We start from the raw sequence: 24,153 nt of genomic DNA, 5'->3' as shown, positions 1-24,153 counted from the left end.
TACGCAGTCTGCGCGTTCTTAATATTGCAAATCACGCGATTTGGGGTTGCCCCCGAAGATTAATACAGACGAGTGCGGCGTGCGTTTTCGCGAGCCAGTTTCTTGGCGTGGCGTTTTACTGCAGATGCTTTAGCGCGTTTACGTTCGGTAGTCGGTTTTTCATAGAATTCACGACGACGAACTTCTGCCAGAACACCTGCTTTTTCGCAGGAACGCTTGAAGCGACGCAGAGCTACGTCGAACGGCTCGTTTTCACGTACTTTAATTACAGGCATGTGCCTCTCACCTCGATAAAATCGGTTTGTTTGCTGATGTTGTACCAGCACATTTCAAAATGGTGCGGAATTTTACTCCAATTCGCCTCGTCTTGTAAAGCATAACGGCAAATTGAAACAGGTGCGTTCAGCAACCCTTCTGCAACATTGTGCGCTCGCTTTTGCGTCGGGCGGCGATTATATACCAATCAATCGAAATTGCTCGACATTAATTGGCTCAGGAAGCAAGGAATTCCCATGCCGGTGCAGCACCCGCTAAGGCTTGTGTGCTAAACTGCGCGCCGCGAGTTAGCGCGAAACTATGATGGAAAGAGCGATGCGAGTACTGGGTATTGAAACGTCCTGCGATGAAACCGGAATTGCAGTTTATGACAGCGAAGCCGGTTTGTTAGCCAACCAACTGTATAGTCAGGTAAAACTGCATGCAGATTACGGCGGCGTGGTGCCAGAACTGGCCTCGCGTGACCATGTGCGTAAAACAATCCCTTTGATTCAGGCCGCGCTGAAAGAAGCCGGGCTGACTGCGCAGGATATCGACGGCGTGGCGTATACTGCCGGTCCCGGTCTGGTCGGCGCATTGCTGGTCGGTGCCACCATCGGCCGCTCTCTGGCGTTTGCCTGGGATGTGCCTGCGGTGCCGGTGCATCATATGGAAGGCCACCTGCTGGCACCCATGCTTGAAGATAATCCACCTGATTTCCCGTTCGTGGCGCTGCTGGTTTCCGGCGGGCACACGCAGTTAATCAGTGTCACCGGTATCGGTGAATACACACTGCTTGGCGAGTCTATTGATGACGCAGCCGGTGAAGCCTTTGATAAGACAGCGAAATTGCTGGGACTGGATTATCCCGGTGGCCCGCTTTTGTCAAAAATGGCGGCTCAGGGTGTGGCCGGTCGCTTTACGTTCCCGCGTCCCATGACCGATCGCCCGGGACTGGATTTCAGCTTCTCCGGCCTCAAAACGTTCGCCGCCAATACCATTCGTGGCAATGACAGCGACCCGCAGACGCATGCGGATATTGCCCGTGCTTTTGAAGATGCCGTGGTCGATACGCTGGCAATTAAGTGTAAACGCGCACTGGATCTGACCGGTTTTAAACAACTCGTCATGGCGGGTGGCGTCAGCGCTAACCGCACATTACGCGCCAAACTGGAAGAAGTGATGGCCAAGCGCGGGGGTAAAGTGTTTTATGCGCGTCCAGAGTTCTGTACCGATAATGGCGCGATGATCGCTTATGCCGGTATGGTGCGGTTGAAAACCGGAGCAACATCCGATCTTGGCGTCACCGTACGCCCGCGCTGGCCTCTTGCGGAGCTTCCGCCAGTTTGAGTCAGGCCTCCGCCGGTCTGAGCGGTGCTGCGTCGACCCGAAATGCCCACATACTTGAGTATGCTGCGCTTTCAGGTCTCCTGCCGCCTTGTCTCGCTTCCGCTCAGTCAGGCTGGATGAGCTAAAAAAACAATAAAAAAACGACCCGCATGAGGTCGTTTTTTATGTCTGGAATGTACCGGTTATTCGGACTTATCTTCTTTCGCCGCATTACGTTTTTTCTTCAGCTTATCCCAGATTTTTCCTTCCTGACCACGCCATAAACGCTGGATGTTATCGTGATGACGCAACAATATCAGACAGGAAAGCATGGCGACCGGGAAGGTAAATTCTGGCTTGAACCACCACACGTAAAAAGGCGCAATCAGCGCACTGATAATGGCGCCGAGTGAAGAATATCCGCTCAGCAGCACGGTCAGCACCCATGTCCCCATCATCAGGCCGGTTAAGTCCCAGCCGATAGGCGCAATGGCACCGAAAGCCGTCGCAACGCCTTTACCGCCTTTGAAACGGAAAAATACCGGATAAATGTGACCCAGACACGCCGCGATGGCGGTCAGCCCAAGGTACATCGGCGGAATATTCAGGCGATAGGCCAGCCAGACAGGCAACATGCCTTTCAGAATATCGAAGATAAGAACAGACGCCGCGGCCAGACGACCACCAAGTCGCAAGACATTTGTGGCACCAGGGTTGCCAGAGCCCGCCGTGCGCGGATCAGGTAACCGTGCGACCCGGCAGACCAGAATCGCACTGGAAATCGAGCCGCAGAGGTAGGCGAAAATAATCATTCCAAGCGCGGTAGCACTCATAAAGCAGTTCCGTCTAATAAGGGTCGTTTTAATCGCAACATCCATGGATAATACGCATTTTCTGCTGGAAGTGGTATCCGGCTGGGCCAAAAACAGAGAATCACGTGATGGATATCGTATTTATTGAGCAACTAAATGTAATCACCACGATTGGCGCTTACGACTGGGAACAGACAATTAAACAGAAACTGGTGTTCGATATCGAAATGGCCTGGGATAACCGTAAATCCGCTGCCAGCGACGATGTGAATGACTGTTTAAGCTATGCTGACGTCAGTGATGCGGTGATCGAACATGTGGCATCGCAAAATTTTGCGCTGGTAGAGCGGGTCGCCGAAGAAGTGGCGACATTGCTTCTGACCCGTTTTAACTCGCCGTGGGTACGGATTAAGCTCAGCAAACCCGGCGCGGTGGCTCAGGCGGCCAATGTCGGCGTGATTATTGAGCGCGGAAAACGAATTTAGTCCGGTTACGGATACAATTTAAAAAACGCTTGTCTATTTAATGTCATATAGAAGCGTTAAAAGGAAAGTCCGGATAACCGGGCTTCTTTTAGTGAAGCGGCTCAGCGTGATGCCGCTTTTTTATTGTCTGTATTTTGATCATGTTTTCCCATCAGCGGATATTTCATAGGGTAGGGTGCGATAATGATCGTTGAAAGTCATTCTTTGCTTGTAGCAGCAATTTTGGGTGTTGTTGAAGGGCTGACTGAGTTTTTACCGGTTTCATCTACCGGCCATCTGATTCTTGCGGGAAATCTTCTTGGCTTTACCGGAGATACCTCGAAATCATTTGAAGTGGTTATTCAGCTGGGATCGATTCTGGCCGTGGTGGTGATGTTCTGGCGTCGTTTGTTTGGCATGATTGGCCTGCACTTTGGCAAGCCGCCTGTTCATGAAGGCACGGGTACCCGCCGTCTGAATTTATTGCATATTATTTTAGGGATGGTCCCGGCCACTGTTCTGGGCTTGCTGCTGCACTCGCAGATTAAGTCACTGTTTGAGCCAAAATTTGTGATGGTAGCGCTGGTCGTCGGTGGTGTTTTGCTGATTGCAGCCGAACTGCTGAAACCGAAAAAACCGCGTGCGGAAGGAGTGGATGACATCACTTACCTGCAGGCCATTATGATTGGTGTTTTCCAGTGTCTGGCGCTCTGGCCGGGTTTCTCCCGTTCCGGTGCGACCATCAGTGGCGGAATGTTAATGGGTATCAGCCGTTTTGCAGCGTCTGAGTTCTCTTTCCTGCTGGCGGTACCGATGATGATGGGCGCGACGGCGCTGGATCTGTATAAGAGCTACAGCTTCCTGACGCTGGCTGATTTGCCGATGTTCGCTACCGGTTTTATCTGCGCATTTATCGTCGCCCTGATTGCTATCAAAACTTTCCTGGCGGTGATCAAACGTATTTCGTTCATTCCGTTCGCCATCTATCGCTTCTTTGTAGCGATCGCGGTGTACTTCGTCTTTATCGCCTGATAATTGCTTCGCACAAGCAATAAAAAAGCCCTGCAGGTTAGTCACCGTGCGGGGCTTTTTTTGATCGTTGATGCGAGTTAAATCGCCGCTTCCTGCGTTTGTTTCCAGTCTGCCAGTGCCTGTGTTCGACGCTTTTTCAGCTCGTCGCGGATTTCTATTCCCTGAAAACCCGCATCCAGCACTTCTTTATTAGTAATGCTGTTTGCCACCTTAAAGGCTTCGCGCAGGTAATCACCTTGCGGATAAGGGTTGTTTTCAAAAGTAGTACGCCCGCGTGCGTCGGCTTCACTGGTCATAATCATCTGCTCAAGCCGCTGCGGTTTACGCCACACATCAATGGTGTCGAACAGTTTTAACAGGGTTTCCGGACGCAGCTTGTTCACGGTATGGATCAGGTCATGGAACTCTGCGACCAGTTTAGCCAGATCACGTATATGCGTCGGGACTTTCAGGCGCTGGCAGATATTCTCCACCAGTTTCACCCCGGCCGGACCGTGGCCGTGATGGGCTGGCCAGAATTGCGGCGGGGTCAGCGCCTTGCCCAAATCATGGCAAAGTGCAGAGAAGCGCACATCCACGTCCTGTGTCAGCGTGCTGGCGATTTTCAGCGTCATCAGCGTATGAATGCCGGTATCTATTTCGGGATGCCATTTTTCCGGTGCCGGAACGCCAAAGAGCGCATCGATTTCCGGGAACAGCACTTTGAGCGCACCGCAGTCACGCAGCACCTGGAAAAAGACCTGAGGATCCTGCGTCTGCAAGGCTTTCTCGGTTTCTTTCCAGACCCGTTCAGGGGTCAGCGCTTCCAGTTCACCGCTCTGCGCCATATGCTGCATCAGGGTCTGAGTTTCAGGGGCGACTGTGAAGCCTAAATGAGCAAACCGCGCAGCAAACCGGGCGACGCGCAGTACACGCAGGGGATCTTCACCGAAAGCATCGGAAACGTGACGCAACAGGCGCTGTTCGATATCGCGCTGTCCGTGATAGGGGTCGACAAGTTCGCCGTCTTTGCTTTTGGCGATTGCATTGATGGTCAGATCACGCCGCATCAGATCCTGTTCCAGCGTGACATCCGGCGCAGCGTAGCAGGTAAATCCGTTATAACCGGAACCTGATTTTCGCTCGGTGCGGGCCAGGGCATATTCATCGCGGGTACGGGGATGCAGAAACACCGGGAAATCTTTGCCTACCTGCTGATAGCCATTTTCCAGCATGTATTCAGGCGTTACGCCCACCACGACCCAATCGTGTTCAGACACAGGCAGGTTTAATAAACTGTCTCGGACTGCGCCGCCGACCAGGTAAATCTCCACGCGATAACTCCTGAAATAGGCAAAAGGGACTCTTTGTTCATCATAGCAAAGTTGCGCTGAAGATTTCCTGATTGATGGAAACACGAAAAGGCACCGAAGTGCCCTTGTGGAAATCATCAGGATGTGGAGCTTTTAGCTCATCCAGCGATCTTTCTTCCTGCGACGTGGGATCAGATGCGGCAACAGCAGACCCAGAACCAGACCAACGCCCGCGACACCGCCGCCGTACATAAACCATTGCAAAATAATGGTTCTTTGTTTGTCGTCGAGCTGAACATTGACCGCATCAACTTTCTTCTTCGCCACGATCAGTTGATTTTTCAGATCCTGATTTTCTTTCTTCAGGCCATTGATAATACCGTCGCTGGACGAAACCTTGCTCTGCATTTCCGCCGTGCGCTGATTCCAGCTGGAATCAATGTTGGTCAGTTTGTCCGTCAGCGTTTTCACCTGTTGTTCCAGATCCGGAACGCGGGTACGCAGGCTCGGCACATTGCTCAACTGATCCAGTGGGATCCAGGCCGTTTTGCCTTTTGAATCAACAATCTCACCGTATTTTGTGCTGTCGTTGACGCTGCGCAGGGTGACTTCTTCACCGGCATTCAGCGTGCCAACAATGCGATACTGATTACCCGGACCGCTGTGGATATAGGTAATCAAATCGTCGGAGATATAGCGCTTCTCATCAGCGTGAGCGCCCCATGTGATGCTTAAACCAAGCAAAGCGAAACCAATTAGGCGTAATTTCTGCATTATTTCATCGTTTCTTTGTGAATTTAGGGAACGTGAAGTGTGGATCCGTTTTATCAGGATACGTCTTCTGGCAACCGCCTCTGTTGGCCATTGCACTAATTCAGAGTCCAAAAGTTTGGTTCATAGACCAAAAGTTGGGTGACCGATAGTAAGGGCAACAGTGTGACGACGCAATGTATAAACCGGAATGAGAACTATCTTACAATCCCGCAACATGCGGCTTGCGCGCTGTGCTTATGATAGAATTGCAGCGACGCGTTTATCCCTTTTGGCAGCAAAGAATCGGTGTGAAGACTCCTATGACCGTAGAAATAGAATTAAAATTTATCGCCACCCCGGCAGCAATCGCCGAATTACCTTCGCAACTCGCTGGATTTAACAGCGAGCACACCGCGCCTTCGAAACTGACCAACATCTATTTTGAGACTGCGGAAAACTATTTACGTTCGCACGATATCGGCTTGCGTATCCGTGGTTTCGACGATCAGTATGAAATGACCATCAAAACCGGCGGGAAAGTAGTGGGCGGTCTGCATCAGCGCCCTGAATACAATGTCGAGCTGAAAAAGCCCGTGTTGAAACTCAGTGCGTTCCCGAAAGATATCTGGCCGGAAGGCTGTAAACCTGCCGCGCTGCAAAAAGAACTGGCACCGCTGTTTCGCACGGATTTCACCCGTGAGAAGTGGGTGATCACTTACGGCGAAAGCCAGATTGAGCTGGGTCTGGATCAGGGTGAAATCGTGGCCGGTGAGCTTTCTGAAGCACTGGCAGAAATTGAACTTGAACTGAAAAAAGGCAATACCGCCGATCTGCTGGCGCTGGCCGCTGAAATGGGTGTTCGTGGCGGTTTGCGTCAGGGCGGATTCAGTAAAGCCGCTCGCGGCTATCATCTGGCGAAAGGCAATCCGGCGCGTGAAATCAAACCGTTGCCGGTTTTTAAAGCCCAGCCGAAAGCTACCGTGGAACAGGCGATGTCCGCTATGTTCGAGCTGGCGCTGGACCACTGGCAATATCATGAAGAGCTGTGGGTGCGTGGCGATAAAACTGCGCGTCTGACCGTGTTACAGGCCGTGGAAACTGTACGTCAGGTGCTGGTGCTGTTTGGCGGACTTGTGCCGCGTAAAGCCTCATCTGAACTGCGTACGTTGCTGACCGATCTGGTTCCTGTGCTGGAACAGAAATCTGCCGATGCACAGGAAATTTGTTACAGCGCCAGCTACCTGAAATGCAAGTTAGTGCTTACTTCCTGGCTGGCAACCTCAGGCTGGACGCCTTTCATTGATGACAAATCGGCGAAAAAGCTGGAAGGCTCTTTCAAACGCTTTGCAGATATCATGCTGGGCCGTACTGCTGCCGATCTGAAAGAGGCGTTTGCACAACCGCTGACCGAAGAAGGTTATCGTGACCAGCTGGCGCGTCTGAAACGTCAGATCATCACCTTCCATTTGCTGGGCGGTGCTTATCCTGAAAAAGAGGTTGCCGCGTACATTGCGGGATGGGCCGATCTGCAACAGGCCATCGTTCAGCAGCAACACGCCTGGGAGGATTCCGCCCGTTCTCATGCGGTGATGATGGATGCATTCTGGTTAAACGGACAACCACGTTAATTGACTGATAAGCCTGGGCAAATAGCCCGGGCTTTTTTTTGCAAGGAATCTGATTTCATGTTGCCACTCTCTTCTGTTTTGCAAAGTCATGCTCAGAGTCTGATTGAGCGCTGGCGTGAACATCCTGAAAACCTCCCGCTTCCCGATGATCAACAGCTGGCCGTATTAACCAGCAGTGAATTTGTCGCAGACAGCTTGCTGGCGTTTCCGCAGTGGTGGCATGAAATCAAGGAAACCCCGCCTCAGTCCCAGGAATGGCAGCTTTATCGTCCATGGCTGGAAGAGGCACTGACCGGTGTGACGGATGAAAACGGGCTGATGAAAGCACTGCGGCTGTTCCGTCGCCGTATTCTCACCCGTATCGCCTGGTCGCAATCTGCACAGACCAGCGAAGCAAAAGATACCCTTCATCAACTGAGTGAACTGGCTGAACTGCTGATCGTCAGTGCCCGCGACTGGCTTTACGACGCCTGCTGCCGCGAGTTTGGTACGCCGGTCAATGCTGCCGGCGAGCCGCAAAGAATGCTGATCCTCGGGATGGGAAAACTTGGCGGGGGGGAGCTGAATTTCTCCTCCGATATCGACCTGATTTTTGCCTATCCGGAAAACGGTCAGACCCGCGGCGGGCGGCGCGAACTGGATAATGCCCAGTTCTTCACCCGCCTTGGACAGCGGCTGATCAAGGCGCTGGATCAGCCAACCATCGACGGTTTTGTTTACCGTGTTGATATGCGTCTGCGTCCGTTTGGTGACAGCGGCCCGCTGGTGATGAGTTTCCCGGCGCTGGAAGATTATTATCAGGAGCAGGGACGCGACTGGGAACGTTACGCGATGGTGAAAGCGCGGCTGATGGGCGGCGCGGAAGATATCAGCAGTCAGGAATTGCGCAAAATGCTGATGCCTTTTGTGTTCCGCCGTTACATCGATTTCAGCGTGATCCAGTCCCTGCGTAATATGAAAGGGATGATCGCCCGTGAAGTCCGCCGCCGGGGGTTGAAAGACAACATTAAACTTGGCGCAGGCGGCATCCGCGAGATTGAATTTATTGTGCAGGTCTTCCAGCTTATCCGCGGCGGGCGTGAACCGGCATTGCAGCAGCGTGCGTTGCTGCCGACGTTGCAGGCGCTGGAGAATCTGAGCATCCTGCCGGTCGAGCAGGTGCTGCAACTGCGCACCAGTTATCTGTTCCTGCGTCGCCTGGAAAACCTGCTGCAGGCAATTTCCGATGAACAAACACAGACTTTGCCTTCCGATGAACTGAATCAGGCGCGTCTGGCCTGGGGGATGGATTACGCAGGCTGGCCACAGCTTCTGGATGCGGTGAATGCTCACATGCAGGCCGTGCGTGCGGTGTTTAACGATCTGATTGGCGATGACACGCCTGACTCTGAGGACGATCAGCAACAGGCTCAGTTCAGCAGTTTATGGATTGATCTGCTGGAACCTGCCGAACTGGCACCTCTGGTTCCTCTGCTTGATGAAAACGCGCAGCGTCATGTTTTAAATCAGATTGCCGAGTTTCGTCGTGATGTCGATAAGCGCACCATCGGACCACGCGGACGCGAGCAACTGGATTTACTGATGCCACGATTGCTGGCGCAGGTGTGTACCTATAAAAATGCCGACGTGACACTTCAGCGCCTGATGCAACTGCTGCTCAATATTGTCACGCGCACCACTTATATCGAGCTGCTGGTGGAATATCCCGGCGCGCTCAAGCAGTTAATCCGCCTGTGTGCGGCATCACCGATGGTCGCGAACCAACTTGCCCGCCATCCTTTATTGCTCGATGAACTGCTCGATCCGCGCACGTTGTATCATCCGATCGAACTGACTGCCTATCGCGATGAACTGCGTCAGTATCTGATGCGTGTGCCGACAGAAGATGAAGAGCAGCAGCTTGAAGCGGTGCGGCAGTTTAAGCAGGCGCAGCACCTGCGCATTGCCGCCGGAGATATTTCCGGGGCGCTGCCGGTGATGAAGGTCAGTGACCATTTAACCTATCTCGCCGAAGCCATTCTGGACGTCGTGGTGCAGCAGGCGTGGGAACAAATGGTCGCGAAATACGGTCAGCCGACGCATCTTCAGCACCGTGAAGGCCGTGGTTTTGCCGTCATTGGTTACGGCAAACTTGGCGGCTGGGAGCTGGGTTACAGTTCCGATCTGGATCTGGTCTTTCTGCTCGATTGCGCGCCGGAAGTCATGACCGACGGCGAGCGCGTCATCGACGGGCGTCAGTTTTATCTGCGGCTGGCGCAACGCATTATGCATTTGTTCAGCACGCGCACGTCGTCCGGCATTTTGTATGAAGTTGATGCGCGGCTGCGGCCTTCAGGCGCATCCGGCATGCTGGTCAGCACCATTGAGGCTTTCGCGGATTATCAGGCCAATGAAGCCTGGACGTGGGAACATCAGGCGCTGGTACGCGCTCGCGTGGTTTACGGCGATCCGCAACTGACGCAGCAATTTAACGCCACGCGCCGCGATATTTTATGTCGCCAGCGTGACGACGAAGGGCTGCGCAAAGAAGTGCGCGAGATGCGCGAGAAAATGTATGCACACCTGGGCAGTAAAAAGGCTGACCAGTTTGATCTGAAAGCCGATCCGGGTGGCATCACCGATATTGAATTCATTGCACAATATCTGGTCTTACGCTTTGCTCACGGTGAGCCAAAGCTGACCCGCTGGTCCGATAATGTGAGGATATTCGAGCTGATGGCGCAACACGACATCATGTCGGAAGAAGAGGCACGAAATCTGACGCAGGCTTATGTCACGCTGCGCGACGAAATTCATCACCTCGCTTTACAGGAACACAGCGGAAAAGTGGCCGCAGACAGCTTTGCGGCAGAACGCGCACAAATCCGCGCCAGCTGGGCGAACTGGCTGGGCTGAGGGTTTTTATTCGGGTAACAGGCGCTTGTGATATTATCCGGCGCATTAAGTTTACCCGATTTGATTTATCTGTTTTGGAGTCTTGGGATGAAAGTGACTTTGCCTGATTTCCACCGTGCCGGCGTGCTGGTGGTCGGTGACGTAATGTTAGACCGCTACTGGTATGGCCCGACCAACCGTATTTCTCCGGAAGCGCCGGTACCGGTCGTGAAGGTGAATACTATCGAGGAACGTCCAGGCGGCGCGGCAAACGTGGCGATGAACATTTCGTCTCTCGGTGCTTCTTCACGTCTGATTGGCCTGACCGGCGTGGATGACGCGGCACGTGCGCTGAGCGAACGTCTGGCGGAAGTGAAAGTAAACTGCGATTTCGTGGCGTTGCCCTCGCATCCGACCATCACCAAATTGCGTATATTGTCCCGTAACCAGCAGCTGATCCGCCTCGACTTTGAAGAAGGTTTTGAAGGCGTAGATCTCCAGCCGATGCTGACCAAAATTGAACAAGCCTTGCCGCAAAGTGGCGCGCTGGTGCTTTCTGACTACGCCAAAGGCGCACTGACTGAAGTGCAGAAAATGATCCAGCTGGCGAGAAAAGCCGGTGTACCGGTACTGGTGGATCCTAAAGGTTCTGATTTTGAACGCTATCGCGGTGCGACGTTGCTGACGCCGAATCTGTCCGAATTCGAGGCTGTCGTCGGTCGTTGCAAAAACGAAGATGAAATTGTCACGCGCGGTATGAAGCTGATTGCTGATTTCGAGTTGTCTGCATTGCTGGTGACACGTTCTGAACACGGTATGACGCTGTTGCAGCCAGGCAAAGCGCCTTTCCATATGCCAACGCAGGCGCAGGAAGTGTATGACGTGACCGGTGCCGGTGACACGGTGATCGGTACGCTGGCTGCGGCTCTGGCCGCCGGTAATACGCTGGAAGAATCCTGCTTCCTGGCGAACGCCGCTGCCGGTGTGGTGGTCGGTAAACTCGGTACGTCTACCGTTTCTCCGGTTGAGCTGGAAAACGCCATCGGCGGGCGTTCAGACGTCGGTTTTGGCGTGATGAATGAAGAGCAGCTGAAAGCGGCGGTGGCGATGGCGCGTCAGCGCGGCGAAAAAGTCGTAATGACCAATGGCATCTTTGACATCCTCCACGCGGGACATGTCTCTTATCTGGCGAATGCCCGCAAACTCGGCGACCGTCTGATCGTTGCGGTCAACAGTGATGCCTCGACCAAACGCCTTAAAGGCGAAACCCGTCCGGTGAATGCGCTGCAAAACCGCATGATCGTGCTGGGCGCACTGGGTGCCGTTGACTGGGTGGTTTCTTTTGATGAAGACACCCCGCAGCGTTTGATCGCCGGGATCTTGCCTGATCTGCTGGTGAAAGGCGGAGACTATAAGCCTGAGCAAATCGCCGGTTGTCAGGAAGTCTGGGCTAATGGCGGTGAAGTGCGTGTGCTGAATTTTGAAGATGGTTTGTCTACCACCAAAATCATCAATCAGATCAAAGCACAGGACTGATTTTCACCCCAGCTGTTTACAGGAAGGGCTTATCTGATAAGCCCTTTTTCTTTTTGATTGTGTCTTCAATAACGCAAAGCAGAAGTGACTTTGCTGTGAGCGGATTAACGTTGTGAGCGGATTAAAACAGGAACTGAGTCTGGCGCAGGGCGTCGGGCTGCTATCAACCTCATTGCTCGGCACGGGTGTTTTCGCGGTACCTGCGCTGGCGGCGCAGCTGGCACAAAATGACAGCCTGTGGGCATGGCCGTTGCTGATCCTGCTGGTGTTTCCTATTGCTATCGGTTTCGCCGCACTCGGACGCCATTTCCCCAGCGCAGGCGGGGCGGCGCATTTTGTTGGTAAAGCCTTCGGGCCACATATGGCCCGCGTCACCGGCTGGCTGTTCCTGTCGGTTATCCCGGTGGGTTTACCCGCGGCGTTGCATATTGCTGCCGGTTTCTGGCAGGCGGCATTTGGCTGGAACAGTGAGAATCTTCTGCTGGTTCAGCTCGGCACGTTGCTGGTTATCTGGTTTCTCGGTACACGCAGCGCCGGTTCGAGCGCCAATATCCAAACGCTTATCGCTCTGCTGGTTATCGCGCTGGTGATTGCTATCTGGTGGAAAGGGGGGATTTCCCTGCCTGACATTCCGTTACCTGCAATGCGTGACGTTTCACCCGCAAACCTCTTTGACGCGCTGGCAGTGATGTTCTGGTGTTTTGTCGGTCTGGAAGCGTTTGCCCATCTGGCGACAGAATTCCGCAATCCTGAGCGGGATTTTCCACGTGCTTTACTGATTGGTATGCTGGTGGCGGGCGCAGTTTACTGGGGTTGTACGGTCGCCGTGCTGAAATTCCATGCCTGGGGAGAAGGGCGGGAAGCGGGCGCGTCATTGCCGGGGATCGTTGTGCAATTATTCGGACAAAAAGCGCTATGGGTGGCCTGCATCATTGGCTATCTGGCGTGTTTTGCCAGCGTGAATATTTATACACAAAGTTTCGCCCGGCTGGTGTGGTCGCAGGCTCAGCTCAAACCGCAAAGTAAGCTGGCGCAGCTTTCTTCTCAGCAGGTGCCGGTCGCGGCGCTTAATCTGGTGGTCGGCAGCTGTATGTTGTTCACCCTGCTGATTTACTGGCTGCATCTGCCTTTGGGTGCGTTAATCACTTACGCCAACGGTATTTTCATCCTGATATATCTGCTCTGTATGCTGGCGGGTACGCGGATCCTGAAAGGACGTTCAAAATGGATGGCGATGCTGGGCGCCGTGTTGTGCTGCGGATTACTGGCGATGGTCGGCTGGAAAGCGTTGTATGCAGTCGTGGTATTTGCTGCGCTTTCGCTGTTATTGCCCCGCGCTAAAACGTTACTCAATACGCCGTAAGCCGGACCGTACACAGCAAAAAGGCCTGCTCAGCAGGCCTTTTCTTTTTCTACTTCTGCAATCCGCATGATGGATGCAAATCAGGCCGGATCTTGCGGTTTTTCCGCTTCAGCTTGTTTGCCTTCCAGCGCTGCCAGACGTTGTTCCAGTACGGCCAGTTTTTCGCGGGTGCGCAGTAAAACTTGTGTCTGCACGTCAAACTCTTCGCGATTGACTAAATCCATACGGCTGAACTGCGCCTGTAATACCTGGCGGATTTTCTTTTCGGCATCTTCACCAAACTCACGGATCCCTTTAGGCATAGATTCGTGAACCTGGCGGGCAATTTGTTCAATTTTTTTCGGGTCAATCATGATTATTCCTTTTCTCGAAGGAGGTGCTTTTCCTTAGTGTAATCGCTGACGCCGTTTCTATAAACCTTCAGGGGCACTAATTGGCCAATCCGCAGGATTGCCCTGTACATTTATTGGCGCTATAGTTGGTTTGCTTATTCTCAGGGCGGGGTGAAAGTCCCCACCGGCGGTAAACCACGGAATATCGGAAGGATCATAATCCCTTCCATGTGGAAGCCCGCGAGCGCTCAATCCTTCGGGGTTAGAGGTCAGCAGATCCGGTGTGATTCCGGGGCCGACGGTTAAAGTCCGGATGGGAGAGAGTAACGATTCAAGCCGGGCACAGTATTGTCCGCTGCGTTATTTTTTATAACTGTAGCACGCCATGCGGCTGCCGCAGCTAGCCTCCTCAAGACGCCCTGATTCTGGTAATCCACATACAGAACATGAGGTTATTTTTACCATGAATCAGACCCTACTTTCCGAATTCGGTACATCAGCTGAACGTGTTGAGCGTGCTCTTGACGCCATGCGTAACGGTGTTGGTGTGTTAGTTCTGGATGACGAAGATCGTGAAAACGAAGGCGATTTAATCTTTGCCGCTGAAAACATGACCGTTGAGCAAATGGCGCTGACCATTCGTCACGGCAGCGGAATTGTGTGCCTCACCATGAACGAAGACAGCCGTAAAAAGCTGGATTTGCCAATGATGGTTGAGAACAACTCCAGCCCGTTCCAGACGCCATTTACCGTGACTATTGAAGCGGCTGAAGGCGTGACCACAGGCGTTTCAGCTGCTGACCGCATCACCACTATCCGTGCGGCCATCAAAGACGGCGCGAAACCTTCTGACCTGAACCGCCCTGGGCATATCTTCCCGCTGCGTGCGCAGGCCGGTGGCGTGCTGACCCGCGGTGGTCACACAGAAGCATCTATCGATCTGGCGACACTGGCGGGGCTCAAGCCTTTTGGTGTGCTGTGTGAACTGACCAATGACGATGGCACCATGGCACACGCGCCGGAAGTGATTGTTTTTGCCCGTCAGCATAATATGCCGGTAGTGACCATCGCCGATCTGGTGGCCTATCGTCAGGCGCAGACCCGTCAGGCAAGCTGAATGAACACCGATCGTGCGTAACAGAAAGGCCGCTAATGCGGCCTTTTGCTTTTGAATCCTGCAATTTGTCTTTAGCGTAATTTCCCGCCTTCTTCTTTTGATTTGTCTCATCAAATTTATTGAACATCTCCTTCATGGTTATCCGGCTGTAACCCGTAATCAAAAAGAGTACCGTAATGACATTACGCGGAGGCTGCTTTTCAGCCCGCCCACTCTATTTGCGGTAAGGAATTTATGATGACGACTCAACGTATGCCCGCACTTTTCTTAGGCCACGGCAGCCCGATGAACGTGCTGGAAGACAACACTTATACCCGTGCCTGGCATGCGCTGGGTGAATCATTACCACGGCCAAAAGCGATTCTGGCGGTTTCTGCTCACTGGTTTACCCGCGGAACAGCGGTGACCGCGATGGAAAACCCGCGCACCATTCACGATTTTGGCGGTTTCCCGCAGGCGCTTTTTGATAAGCGTTATCCGGCACCGGGTTCACCGGATCTGGCGAAACGGGTTCAGGAATTGCTCAGCCCAGTGAATGTGATGGCTGACACCAGCGAGTGGGGTTTTGATCACGGTACCTGGGGCGTACTGATCAAGATGTATCCGGATGCCGATATCCCGGTTATCCAGCTGAGTATCGATGGCACACAGCCGCCGGAATATCACTATGAGTTAGGTCAGAAACTGGCAGTTTTACGTGACGAAGGCGTGATGATCGTCGCCAGCGGCAACGTGGTGCATAACCTGCGCATGGTGAAATGGGACGGTAATGGCGAGCCGTATCCGTGGGCGATTGCGTTTGAGAAATATGTGAAAGATAACCTGAGCTGGAAGGGCGAGGCGAAAGATCATCCTCTGGTGAAGTTTATGGAACATGAGGGTGGCGCGTTATCGAATCCATCTCCGGATCACTATCTGCCATTGCTGTATGTTTTAGGTGCGTGGGATGGTGCAGAGCCGATCACACAGCCAACGGACGGGATCGTGATGGGATCGCTTTCTATGCTTTCCGTTCAGGTTGGGTAGTCCGGTGAATAAAAAGGATAATGAAAGCTCTCATTATCCTTTTTTAGTTTTTTTATCCGACGATGGTATGCGGATAAAAACGTGACAGATCCTGCGTGATCAGCGCTTTGTCCTCACGGATGCCGATCCCACAAGGCTGATCGTTGACCAGCCAGCTGCCGATCAGGGTATAGCTGCCTTCAAACACCGGCAGCGGATGGAACTGCTGTACAATCATGCCTTCCGCGCCATACGGGCCTTCAACGCTCGCCACTTCCTGACCTTTTTCGATCACTTTGATGTTAGCGCCTTCGCGTGAAAACAGCGGTTTCACCACGTAGTGATCCAGTTCCGGATGCGGGTCTTCAGCAAAATAAGCCGGCAACAGATTCGGGTGGTCCGGGAACATTTCCCACAGTAACGGAAGCAGGGCTTTATTCGACAGAATTGCTTTCCAGGCTGGTTCCAGCCAGCGCACACCGGCATCTTCCAGCTTGGTGGCAAACACTTCGCGGAACATAAATTCCCACGGATACAGCTTGAACAGGTTAGAAATTACCTGATCCTGTGTGTCAGTGAATTGTCCGCGTTCGCCCAGACCAATTTCCTCAATGAACAGGAATTCACTGGCCAGTTCAGCTTCCAGCGCGCAGTCCTGCAAATATTGCACGGTACCGCGATCTTCTTCGGTGTCCTGGCAGCAGGCGATATGCAGCAGCGAAAAACCGTGCTGATTTTTCAGTTCAGCAAAACGCTCGATCAGCTTTTCCTGCAAACTGTTGTACTGGTCAGCTTCCTGAGTCAGGTTGCCAGCCGCGATTTGATCTTCCAGCCACAGCCACTGGAAGAAAGCCGCTTCATACAGAGAGGTCGGCGTATCGGCGTTATTTTCCAGCAGCTTAGGTGGATTCACACCGTCATAGGCCAGATCCAGACGTGAATACAGCGAAGGTTGTTGCGTGCGCCATGAGCTGCGGACAAATTCCCAGACGTGTTTTGGGATCTGGAATTTGGCCATCAGTTTGTCGTCGTTCACCACACGCTCAACCACTTTCAGGCACATCTGGTGAATGTCAGCGGTGGCGTCTTCGATCTCTTCAATCTGCGCCAGTGTGAACTGGTAATACGCATCTTCACACCAGTACGGCTCGCCATACATGGTGTGAAAATTGAAGCCAAACTCCGTGGCTTTTTCGCGCCAGTCCGGACGCTCATTAATGGCTAAACGTTTCATCTGATTCTCTTAGCCACCCATGCTGCGGCCAGGGCTGCGTGTCGCTGCGGAAGAGCTGCGCTGCATCGAGGTTTGCTTGGCTACGCTGTCGCCGAAACCGCCACGGGTGATGGTATTAGTGACGGCAGGTTTTGGCGCCATCGCTGTTCTCGGTACGTTCATGGTACGTCCGCCGGCAGTGGCTGGGCCGTAGTTTTTACCGGTCGCATCGACGAATTTGCCGTTCGCCGGGCTGGCCGGATTTTTTGAACTGAACAGAGGCTGCTGCGCGTAGCCGCCGCCGCTCATCATGCGTCCCATCATGTAACCGGCCATCAGTGGCATCCACATGCTGCCACCGCTGCTCTGGTTTTCAGCCGAGGCCACGCCCGCCTGCGCCGGCGCCTGCGTACACTGGCCTTCGCCAAACTCAGCGATACAGTCTTCACGGCTGGCATATTTTGGCGCGGTTTTTGCGGCTTCCTGTTTAGCAGCATCATAAGCGGCGACACATTGCGCGCTGCCAGACGGATTGGCTTTCGAGCAGTCGTCCGCATTCTGATACAGAGAAACTGTTTCGTCGGTTTTCTCGCAGCCGGCCAGCATAAAGACTGCACTGACTGCCAGAGCGACAGGAGTGATTCGAGAGCTACGCCATGATTTACGGAAGGTAGCTAAGTTAACTTTTTGTGTCCGTTTCATCGTTCTTATCCCATGTGTAGGGCTTTTTCGCCCTTTCCCAGTAGGGCCTAAGAATAGGGGAAAGTTGGTTAATGTTAAAGCAGCGACAGGCAATTGTTACGAGACTTTACAGAGCGGCGTGATACAGGCAAAAAAAAGCAGCCTTTTCAGGCTGCCTTAGTGGAAATTCGGGGGACTTTTCAGGATCAGTTCTGGAAAGGATTGCCGCTTTTCCTGGTGTTGTTAGCAGAGGTCTTTGCACTGGCTTGCTGAGCGCGTGGTGCAGGTGCAGCTGCGGTTTTGTTACCGTACCCGTCTGCCGCGGCATCCTGGTCTGGCGTTTCCGGCGCAACCTGATCAGGCGCTGTCGGAACCGGTTTGCCCAGAGCACCGTTCAGTGCCAGCAGGTCGCTTTCGTTCAGTGTACCCAGCGCTGATTTGATGTTCAGCTGGTTGATCAGGTACGTGTAACGTGCGCTGGAAAGCTGTTGTTTGGCGTTATACAGCGTGGTGGTCGCATCCAGCACATCAACGATGGTACGTGTACCCACCTGATAGCCGGCTTCCATCGCATCTAAAGAACTCTGAGCAGAAACAACGGCTTGTTTGTACGCGTTGATGCTGCTGATTGAGGCAGAGATGTTGTTGAAGGAAGAACGAACGGTCTGAACAACGCTGCGATGCGCGCTTTCCAGTTGTTCGCTGGCGCCCACGAAGTTGTACTGAGCTTGTTTGACCTGAGAGGTCACAGAACCGCCGCTGTACAGTGGCAGGGAGAAGCTCAGACCAATTTTGTTCTGGCCCGCATCGGCATCCTGGTAGCTTGAAGAACCACCGGTTTTGTCGCCGTGATACTTGGTGTTGCTGATGCCGGTAGAGGCCGTCAGATCCACCGTTGGCATGTGGCCGGTTTCCGCATAACGGATTTGCTCACGTGCCAGATCCTGTGACAGACGCGCAGACAGCAAGCTCAGGTTGCGGCTTTCTGCTTCTTTCAACAGCGTCGCGACCGGTTGCGGACGCGTAGTGTTGAAGTTGTCGACATTCAGGGAAGACAGTTGCGGATAATACATACCGGTCACCTGACGCAGGGATTCCAGTGCGTTATCCAGGTTATTACGGGCAGTCACTTCGTTAGCCAATACGGTGTCGTATTGTGAACGGGCGTTCTGCACATCGGTAATCGCCACCAGACCCACGTTAAAACGCTGAGTGGTTTGATCTAACTGGCGGTAAATTGCCTGTTTCTGCGCTTCGGTATAAGAGAGTGAATCGATCGCACTCAAAACGTTGAAATAAGCCGTCGCGGAATTCAGGATCAATGATTGCTGATCAGTCTGATATGACACATCCTGAATACCGGCAGTTTTTTCCTGCAAAGTCAGGGCGCGCCATTTTGACATATCGAAAATGGTCTGCGTTAATTGCAGGCTGGCGCTGCCAACATCGCTGTTAACGCCATTGGCATCACGGTAGCCATTGGTATATCCATAATCCGCACCCAATCCGAGTTGCGGTAATAAAGGACTGCGGCTTTCGTTGATTTTTTCGAATGCAGCATCCCGGTCAGCAGCAGATTTGCGCAGGTCCGGGTTACTTATCCTGGCTTGCTGATAGACCTGCATCAGGTTTTCGGCCTGGCTTATCGTACTGAAGCCGCCCAGGCTGAGTCCGATGAGAAGGGGGAGCAGTTTCTTCATTTGCATTCCTTGTTGTGCAGCAATGTTGTTATGTATGGTGGCGCAGTCAAAATACCAATAGACGCGGATTCTAGCAGAGTCAGGCTAGCGGGGCGGTTGGCTTAACGTGCCTTCCCGACTGAATGAGCCTAAATCTATCACAAACAACCTTGATTATTATTAACGCATTTTCATCAAATTGACCTCAAAGGGCGATAAATTACCTTTAAGAGGCATTAAGGAAACATTCCATGTCTTCATTTAAACGGTCACCGGTTACTTTCGGCAAAGATGATGTAGAAATTATTGCACGTGAGACGCGATATAAAGGTTTTTTTTCTATTATTGCATATCGGTTTCGCCATCGGCTGTTTAATGGGGAAATGAGCGGTGAAGTTGTGCGCGAAGTTTTCGAGCGCGGACATGCGGCAGTCCTCTTACCTTATGATCCGCAACGGGATGAAGTGGTGCTGATTGAACAGATCCGTATCCCCGCACTGGATTCCAGTGATACCCCTTGGCTTCTGGAGATGGTCGCCGGTATCATTGAAGAGGGCGAGACAGTCGAAGATGTCGCCCGCCGCGAAGCACTCGAGGAAGCGAACATTGTGGTGAAGCGCTGCAAACCGGCTCTGAATTACCTGGCAAGTCCGGGCGGAACCAGCGAGCGTCTTTCCATTATGGTCGGTGAAGTCGATGCCACGACGGCAGAAGGAATTCACGGTCTGGAAGCAGAGAATGAAGACATCCGGGTACATGTGGTCAGCCGCGAACAGGCTTACCGCTGGGTGGAAGAAGGAGCGATAGACAATGCGGCGTCAGTGATTGCCCTGCAATGGCTGCAGCTGCACCATGAATCCCTGAGAAAAGAGTGGGCCAACTAATGATTAAGCGCTATACCCCTGATTTCCCTGAAATGATGAGATTGTGCGAAACCAATTTTGCACAATTGCGCCGTTTAATGCCACGCACCGATGAGCCTGGTGAAACCGTGACATATCGGGTGAGTAGCGCGACGTATTGCCTGACAATCCTCGAATCAACGCGTTATACCTCGCTGGTAGAAATCAAACAGACAGCGCCGGCTGTCAGTTACTGGAGTCTGCCTTCGCTCACCGTTCGCCTGTATCACGATGCGATGGTGGCTGAAGTGTGTGCAAGTCAGCAGATATTTCGTTTCAAAGCACGCTATGATTACCCGAATAAAAAGTTGCATCAGCGTGATGAAAAGCATCAAATTAACCAGTTCCTTGCGGACTGGCTGCGTTATTGCCTTGCGCATGGAGCGATGGCAATTCCGGTTTGTTAGACAGACTTCAACAACAAAGGAAACGATTTGGAAAGCCTGTTTACACTGCCTTTGGTGAATGGGGCCAAAGTCAGGATTCTACAGATTACTGATACCCATCTCTTTGCTGGCGAAGATGAAACGTTGTTAGGCGTGAATACGTTTAACAGCTATCGCGCAGTGCTGGACGCTATCAAAGCCCAGCAGCGCGAAGTCGATATTATTGCTGCAACCGGTGATCTGGCTCAGGATCAGTCCGTGGAAGCCTACCATCAGTTTGCCCGCGGCATCTGCGAACTGACTGCGCCTTGCGTCTGGCTGCCGGGCAACCATGATTTCCAGCCAGCGATGGTCAATGCACTGCAGGATGCGGGTATTAGCCCTTCAAAGCATGTTCTCCTCGGCGAACACTGGCAGATTGTCCTGCTCGATACGCAGGTTTTCGGCGTGCCTCACGGCGAACTCAGCGAATATCAGCTGGAATGGCTGGTGCGCTGCCTGGATGCTTATCCGGATCGTTTTACGTTGCTGATGCTCCATCATCATCCGCTGCCTTCCGGCTGTACGTGGCTGGATCAGCACAGCCTGCGCAATGCGCATATGCTGGCGAACACGCTGGTGAATTACCCGAAAGTGAATACGCTTTTGTGCGGACATATTCATCAGGAACTGGATCTCGACTGGTATGGCCGTCGTCTTTACGCGACGCCGTCGACCTGTGTGCAGTTCAAACCGCATTGCACCAATTTTACAATTGATACTGTTGCGCCGGGCTGGCGCTATCTCGATTTGTATCCGGATGGCCGCGTGGAGACTGAAGTCTTCCGTCTAGAAACCAGCGAGTTTCATCCTGACACGGAGTCGGACGGCTACGAATGAACACCTTACTTTACCTGCACGGATTCAACAGTTCGCCAAACTCAGCAAAAGCCACGTCGTTAAAAAACTGGCTGGCGGTTAATCATCCTCATATTGATATGATTATCCCGCAACTTCCGCCTTATCCGGCGGATGCCGCAGAGCAACTTGAAACGCTGGTTATTCAGAATGCGGGTAAAAAATTGGGGATTGTCGGCTCGTCGCTGGGCGGCTATTACGCCACCTGGTTGTCGCAATGTTTTGCCGTGCCTGCAGTGGTAGTGAACCCTGCGGTGAAGCCGTATGAGCTGCTGATCGACTTCCTCGGGCAAAACGAGAACCCCTACACCGGACAACAATATGTGTTAGAGTCACGCCACGTTTACGATCTGAAAGTGATGCAGGTCGAACCGCTGGAGTCACCGGATTTACTCTGGTTGCTGCAGCAAACGGGCGATGAAATTCTCGATTACCGTCAGGCTGTGGCGTATTACACCACCTGTCGCCAGACGGTCGAACCCGAAGGAAATCATGCATTTGTCGGCTTTGAGCGTTATTTTTCGCCGATTGTAGATTTCCTTGAGCTGGCCGCAGACTAACATCGTCAGGGTGATTTTATCCCCGGATTAATTGCGTCTGCTTGCTGCCAGTGCTGATACCCGCCCAAATACTGTATCGTTAGCCCACAAACCTATGAGCCACGAATAATCAACGATGAGCCAATCAACTTATAACGCGGATTCCATAGAGGTCCTCAGCGGACTCGAACCGGTGCGCCGCCGTCCGGGCATGTATACCGATACCACCCGGCCAAACCATCTCGGCCAGGAAGTTATTGATAACAGTGTGGATGAGGCATTAGCCGGTCACGCGAAACGCATCGAAGTGATCCTGCATGAAGACCAGTCACTTGAAGTCATCGATGATGGCCGTGGTATGCCGGTGGATATCCACGCCGAAGAAGGCGTCCCGGCAGTTGAACTGATTTTCTGCCGTCTGCACGCAGGCGGTAAATTCTCGAATAAAAACTACCAGTTCTCCGGCGGCCTGCACGGTGTTGGGATCTCTGTGGTCAATGCCTTATCTAAACGCGTCGAAGTGGCGGTAAAACGCGGCGGCGAAGTGTATGAAATGGCGTTTGAAAACGGCGATAAAGTGCAGGATTTGCACGTCACCGGCACCTGCGGTAAACGCAATACCGGAACCAGTGTCCATTTCTGGCCAGATGGCAGCTTCTTCGACAGCCCGCGTTTTTCGGTCAGCCGCCTCAGCCATTTGCTGAAAGCCAAAGCCGTACTGTGTCCTGGCGTAGAAATTCTGTTCAAAGACAAAGTGAATAATACCGAGCAACGCTGGTGTTATGAAGACGGTCTGACGGACTACCTGATGGAAGCAGTCAACGGCCTGATCACTCTGCCTGAAAAAGCCTTTGTCGGTAATTTTGCCGGTGATACTGAAGCCGTAGACTGGGCGCTGTTGTGGCTGCCGGAAGGCGGCGAACTGCTGACCGAAAGCTATGTCAACCTGATCCCGACAATGCAGGGCGGTACGCATGTTAACGGTCTGCGTCAGGGGCTGCTCGACGCCATGCGTGAGTTCTGCGAGTTCCGCAATATCCTGCCGCGCGGCGTGAAGCTGTCTGCTGAAGATATCTGGGAACGCTGTGCCTATGTGCTGTCAGTAAAAATGCAGGATCCGCAATTCGCCGGTCAGACCAAAGAACGTCTGTCTTCGCGCCAGTGTGCGGCGTTTGTTTCCGGCGTGGTGAAAGATGCCTTCAGTCTGTGGCTGAACCAGAACGTTCAGGCGGCAGAACAGCTGGCTGAACTGTGCATTTCCAGCGCTCAGCGTCGTCTGCGTGCGGCGAAAAAAGTCGTGCGTAAAAAACTGACCAGTGGCCCTGCGCTGCCGGGCAAACTGGCGGACTGTACGTCGCAGGATCTGAATATGACCGAACTGTTCCTGGTGGAAGGGGATTCCGCGGGGGGCTCTGCCAAACAGGCACGCGATCGTGAATATCAGGCGATCATGCCGCTCAAAGGTAAGATCTTAAATACGTGGGAAGTTTCTTCCGATGAAGTACTGGCCTCGCAGGAAGTGCACGACATTTCCGTGGCGATCGGTATTGATCCGGACAGCGAAGATCTGACCCAGCTGCGTTACGGAAAAATCTGTATCCTTGCGGATGCGGACTCCGACGGCTTACACATCGCGACTTTATTGTGCGCGCTGTTTGTCCGTCACTTCCGGTCCCTGGTGCGTGGCGGCCATGTGTATGTGGCGATGCCGCCTTTGTACCGTATCGATCTCGGCAAAGAAGTATTCTATGCGCTGGATGAGCAGGAAAAAGAAGGCGTGCTGGATCAGCTGAAACGCAAGAAAGGCAAACCGAACGTACAGCGCTTTAAAGGTCTGGGTGAAATGAACCCGCTTCAGCTGCGCGAAACCACACTGGATCCGAATACACGTCGTCTGGTGCAGCTGACTATCGATGAAGAGGATATCGATCAGACGTTGCGCATGATGGATATGTTGCTGGCGAAGAAGCGTTCTGAAGATCGCCGTAACTGGTTGCAGGAAAAAGGCGACACTGCCGAACTGGACGTCTGATCCTTTTCTTTTCGCTGCACCCATAAAAAAAA

The 24,153-nt window shown here is 52.9% G+C and carries 22 protein-coding genes and 1 riboswitch; of the genes, 14 read left to right on the top strand and 8 right to left on the bottom strand.

What is annotated here, in order from left to right:
* Positions 1-59: 59 nt before the first annotated feature.
* A complete protein-coding gene (gene rpsU, locus J1778_RS13190) occupies positions 60-275 on the bottom strand; it encodes a 30S ribosomal protein S21 (protein WP_001144069.1) in 216 nt (71 codons plus the stop codon).
* Between the two features lie 316 nt (positions 276-591).
* Here rpsU and tsaD point away from each other — a divergent pair, with 316 nt between their 5' ends.
* Positions 592-1,605, top strand: a complete 1,014-nt coding sequence (gene tsaD / locus J1778_RS13185) for a tRNA (adenosine(37)-N6)-threonylcarbamoyltransferase complex transferase subunit TsaD (RefSeq protein ID WP_217173559.1) — start codon at positions 592-594, stop codon at positions 1,603-1,605.
* 182 nt (positions 1,606-1,787) lie between these two features.
* Here tsaD and plsY read toward each other — a convergent pair whose 3' ends face one another.
* Entirely contained in the window at positions 1,788-2,417 is a 630-nt protein-coding gene (gene plsY / locus J1778_RS13180; RefSeq protein WP_217173558.1) for a glycerol-3-phosphate 1-O-acyltransferase PlsY, read from the bottom strand.
* A gap of 107 nt (positions 2,418-2,524) precedes the next feature.
* Here plsY and folB point away from each other — a divergent pair, with 107 nt between their 5' ends.
* Positions 2,525-2,881, top strand: a complete 357-nt coding sequence (gene folB, locus J1778_RS13175; RefSeq protein WP_112286726.1) for a bifunctional dihydroneopterin aldolase/7,8-dihydroneopterin epimerase — start codon at positions 2,525-2,527, stop codon at positions 2,879-2,881.
* A gap of 186 nt (positions 2,882-3,067) precedes the next feature.
* On the top strand, positions 3,068-3,892 hold the full coding sequence (gene bacA / locus J1778_RS13170) for an undecaprenyl-diphosphate phosphatase (protein WP_217173696.1): 825 nt from the start codon (positions 3,068-3,070) through the stop codon (positions 3,890-3,892).
* Between the two features lie 77 nt (positions 3,893-3,969).
* Here the strand turns inward: bacA and J1778_RS13165 are convergent, their stop codons facing one another.
* Together J1778_RS13165 and J1778_RS13160 are read right to left on the bottom strand one after the other, a co-directional pair.
* Positions 3,970-5,205 (bottom strand): multifunctional CCA addition/repair protein, encoded by a 1,236-nt coding sequence (locus tag J1778_RS13165; protein ID WP_217173557.1) that lies wholly within the window; start codon positions 5,203-5,205, stop codon positions 3,970-3,972.
* Between the two features lie 132 nt (positions 5,206-5,337).
* Entirely contained in the window at positions 5,338-5,958 is a 621-nt protein-coding gene (locus J1778_RS13160; protein ID WP_112286724.1) for a TIGR04211 family SH3 domain-containing protein, read from the bottom strand.
* Between the two features lie 299 nt (positions 5,959-6,257).
* On the opposite strand from J1778_RS13160, the gene J1778_RS13155 reads away from it, so the two are divergent.
* From J1778_RS13155 to yjeH, 4 genes are all read left to right on the top strand, one after another.
* The gene (locus J1778_RS13155) at positions 6,258-7,565 is read left to right on the top strand and encodes a CYTH and CHAD domain-containing protein (protein WP_217173556.1); all 1,308 of its coding nucleotides are present in this window, start codon (positions 6,258-6,260) and stop codon (positions 7,563-7,565) included.
* Positions 7,566-7,622: 57 nt separating this feature from the next.
* On the top strand, positions 7,623-10,460 hold the full coding sequence (gene glnE, locus J1778_RS13150; protein ID WP_217173555.1) for a bifunctional [glutamate--ammonia ligase]-adenylyl-L-tyrosine phosphorylase/[glutamate--ammonia-ligase] adenylyltransferase: 2,838 nt from the start codon (positions 7,623-7,625) through the stop codon (positions 10,458-10,460).
* An 87-nt stretch (positions 10,461-10,547) separates the two neighbouring features.
* The gene (hldE, locus tag J1778_RS13145) at positions 10,548-11,975 is read left to right on the top strand and encodes a bifunctional D-glycero-beta-D-manno-heptose-7-phosphate kinase/D-glycero-beta-D-manno-heptose 1-phosphate adenylyltransferase HldE (RefSeq protein WP_217173554.1); all 1,428 of its coding nucleotides are present in this window, start codon (positions 10,548-10,550) and stop codon (positions 11,973-11,975) included.
* A gap of 112 nt (positions 11,976-12,087) precedes the next feature.
* Complete coding sequence (yjeH, locus tag J1778_RS13140; protein ID WP_217173553.1) at positions 12,088-13,338, top strand: L-methionine/branched-chain amino acid transporter; 1,251 nt, start codon at positions 12,088-12,090, stop codon at positions 13,336-13,338.
* A gap of 80 nt (positions 13,339-13,418) precedes the next feature.
* Here the strand turns inward: yjeH and ubiK are convergent, their stop codons facing one another.
* Positions 13,419-13,691 (bottom strand): ubiquinone biosynthesis accessory factor UbiK, encoded by a 273-nt coding sequence (ubiK, locus tag J1778_RS13135; protein WP_112286719.1) that lies wholly within the window; start codon positions 13,689-13,691, stop codon positions 13,419-13,421.
* A 132-nt stretch (positions 13,692-13,823) separates the two neighbouring features.
* Positions 13,824-13,999: riboswitch (FMN riboswitch) on the top strand.
* A 134-nt stretch (positions 14,000-14,133) separates the two neighbouring features.
* On the opposite strand from ubiK, the gene ribB reads away from it, so the two are divergent.
* Together ribB and ygiD are read left to right on the top strand one after the other, a co-directional pair.
* Positions 14,134-14,787, top strand: a complete 654-nt coding sequence (gene ribB / locus J1778_RS13130) for a 3,4-dihydroxy-2-butanone-4-phosphate synthase (protein WP_217173552.1) — start codon at positions 14,134-14,136, stop codon at positions 14,785-14,787.
* A gap of 237 nt (positions 14,788-15,024) precedes the next feature.
* Positions 15,025-15,813: a 4,5-DOPA-extradiol-dioxygenase gene (ygiD, locus tag J1778_RS13125; RefSeq protein WP_217173551.1), complete on the top strand. Its 789-nt coding sequence runs from the start codon at positions 15,025-15,027 to the stop codon at positions 15,811-15,813.
* Positions 15,814-15,865: 52 nt separating this feature from the next.
* Here the strand turns inward: ygiD and J1778_RS13120 are convergent, their stop codons facing one another.
* The 3 genes from J1778_RS13120 to tolC all read right to left on the bottom strand — a co-directional run bounded on the left by J1778_RS13120 (position 15,866) and on the right by tolC (position 19,392).
* Positions 15,866-17,026 carry a glutathionylspermidine synthase family protein gene (locus J1778_RS13120; protein ID WP_217173550.1) on the bottom strand — a complete coding sequence of 387 codons (1,161 nt, stop codon included), beginning with the start codon at positions 17,024-17,026 and terminating at the stop codon, positions 15,866-15,868.
* Between the two features lie 9 nt (positions 17,027-17,035).
* Positions 17,036-17,707: a DUF1190 family protein gene (locus tag J1778_RS13115; RefSeq protein ID WP_217173549.1), complete on the bottom strand. Its 672-nt coding sequence runs from the start codon at positions 17,705-17,707 to the stop codon at positions 17,036-17,038.
* A gap of 185 nt (positions 17,708-17,892) precedes the next feature.
* Positions 17,893-19,392 (bottom strand): outer membrane channel protein TolC, encoded by a 1,500-nt coding sequence (gene tolC / locus J1778_RS13110; RefSeq protein ID WP_274388758.1) that lies wholly within the window; start codon positions 19,390-19,392, stop codon positions 17,893-17,895.
* A gap of 224 nt (positions 19,393-19,616) precedes the next feature.
* Here tolC and nudF point away from each other — a divergent pair, with 224 nt between their 5' ends.
* From nudF to parE, 5 genes are all read left to right on the top strand, one after another.
* Positions 19,617-20,249, top strand: coding sequence for an ADP-ribose diphosphatase (gene nudF, locus J1778_RS13105; protein WP_112286713.1), 633 nt, complete (start codon positions 19,617-19,619; stop codon positions 20,247-20,249).
* Positions 20,249-20,674 carry a DUF1249 family protein gene (locus J1778_RS13100; protein ID WP_217173547.1) on the top strand — a complete coding sequence of 142 codons (426 nt, stop codon included), beginning with the start codon at positions 20,249-20,251 and terminating at the stop codon, positions 20,672-20,674. Before nudF ends, J1778_RS13100 begins: the two co-directional genes overlap by 1 nt.
* A gap of 27 nt (positions 20,675-20,701) precedes the next feature.
* Complete coding sequence (gene cpdA, locus J1778_RS13095; RefSeq protein WP_217173546.1) at positions 20,702-21,532, top strand: 3',5'-cyclic-AMP phosphodiesterase; 831 nt, start codon at positions 20,702-20,704, stop codon at positions 21,530-21,532.
* Positions 21,529-22,110 (top strand): esterase YqiA, encoded by a 582-nt coding sequence (gene yqiA / locus J1778_RS13090; RefSeq protein ID WP_217173545.1) that lies wholly within the window; start codon positions 21,529-21,531, stop codon positions 22,108-22,110. Before cpdA ends, yqiA begins: the two co-directional genes overlap by 4 nt.
* A gap of 115 nt (positions 22,111-22,225) precedes the next feature.
* Positions 22,226-24,121: a DNA topoisomerase IV subunit B gene (parE, locus tag J1778_RS13085; RefSeq protein WP_112286710.1), complete on the top strand. Its 1,896-nt coding sequence runs from the start codon at positions 22,226-22,228 to the stop codon at positions 24,119-24,121.
* Positions 24,122-24,153 lie beyond the last annotated feature (32 nt).

It is taken from the genome of Rahnella bonaserana, assembly GCF_019049675.1.
In the GTDB taxonomy this organism is placed as follows: domain Bacteria; phylum Pseudomonadota; class Gammaproteobacteria; order Enterobacterales; family Enterobacteriaceae; genus Rahnella; species Rahnella bonaserana.
This window is presented reverse-complemented; position numbering and strand designations above follow the sequence as displayed.

Bases quoted from the DNA above. Each gene is read 5' to 3' on its own strand.
- rpsU (WP_001144069.1), bottom strand. From the start codon at position 275: ATGCCTGTAATTAAAGTACGTGAAAACGAGCCGTTCGACGTAGCTCTG.
- yqiA (WP_217173545.1), top strand. From the start codon at position 21,529: ATGAACACCTTACTTTACCTGCACGGATTCAACAGTTCGCCAAACTCA.
- tsaD (WP_217173559.1), top strand. From the start codon at position 592: ATGCGAGTACTGGGTATTGAAACGTCCTGCGATGAAACCGGAATTGCA.
- glnE (WP_217173555.1), top strand. From the start codon at position 7,623: ATGTTGCCACTCTCTTCTGTTTTGCAAAGTCATGCTCAGAGTCTGATT.
- folB (WP_112286726.1), top strand. From the start codon at position 2,525: ATGGATATCGTATTTATTGAGCAACTAAATGTAATCACCACGATTGGC.
- ribB (WP_217173552.1), top strand. From the start codon at position 14,134: ATGAATCAGACCCTACTTTCCGAATTCGGTACATCAGCTGAACGTGTT.
- ubiK (WP_112286719.1), bottom strand. From the start codon at position 13,691: ATGATTGACCCGAAAAAAATTGAACAAATTGCCCGCCAGGTTCACGAA.
- ygiD (WP_217173551.1), top strand. From the start codon at position 15,025: ATGACGACTCAACGTATGCCCGCACTTTTCTTAGGCCACGGCAGCCCG.
- parE (WP_112286710.1), top strand. From the start codon at position 22,226: ATGAGCCAATCAACTTATAACGCGGATTCCATAGAGGTCCTCAGCGGA.
- tolC (WP_274388758.1), bottom strand. From the start codon at position 19,392: ATGCAAATGAAGAAACTGCTCCCCCTTCTCATCGGACTCAGCCTGGGC.
- plsY (WP_217173558.1), bottom strand. From the start codon at position 2,417: ATGAGTGCTACCGCGCTTGGAATGATTATTTTCGCCTACCTCTGCGGC.
- J1778_RS13155 (WP_217173556.1), top strand. From the start codon at position 6,258: ATGACCGTAGAAATAGAATTAAAATTTATCGCCACCCCGGCAGCAATC.
- J1778_RS13100 (WP_217173547.1), top strand. From the start codon at position 20,249: ATGATTAAGCGCTATACCCCTGATTTCCCTGAAATGATGAGATTGTGC.
- nudF (WP_112286713.1), top strand. From the start codon at position 19,617: ATGTCTTCATTTAAACGGTCACCGGTTACTTTCGGCAAAGATGATGTA.
- hldE (WP_217173554.1), top strand. From the start codon at position 10,548: ATGAAAGTGACTTTGCCTGATTTCCACCGTGCCGGCGTGCTGGTGGTC.
- J1778_RS13160 (WP_112286724.1), bottom strand. From the start codon at position 5,958: ATGCAGAAATTACGCCTAATTGGTTTCGCTTTGCTTGGTTTAAGCATC.
- J1778_RS13120 (WP_217173550.1), bottom strand. From the start codon at position 17,026: ATGAAACGTTTAGCCATTAATGAGCGTCCGGACTGGCGCGAAAAAGCC.
- J1778_RS13115 (WP_217173549.1), bottom strand. From the start codon at position 17,707: ATGAAACGGACACAAAAAGTTAACTTAGCTACCTTCCGTAAATCATGG.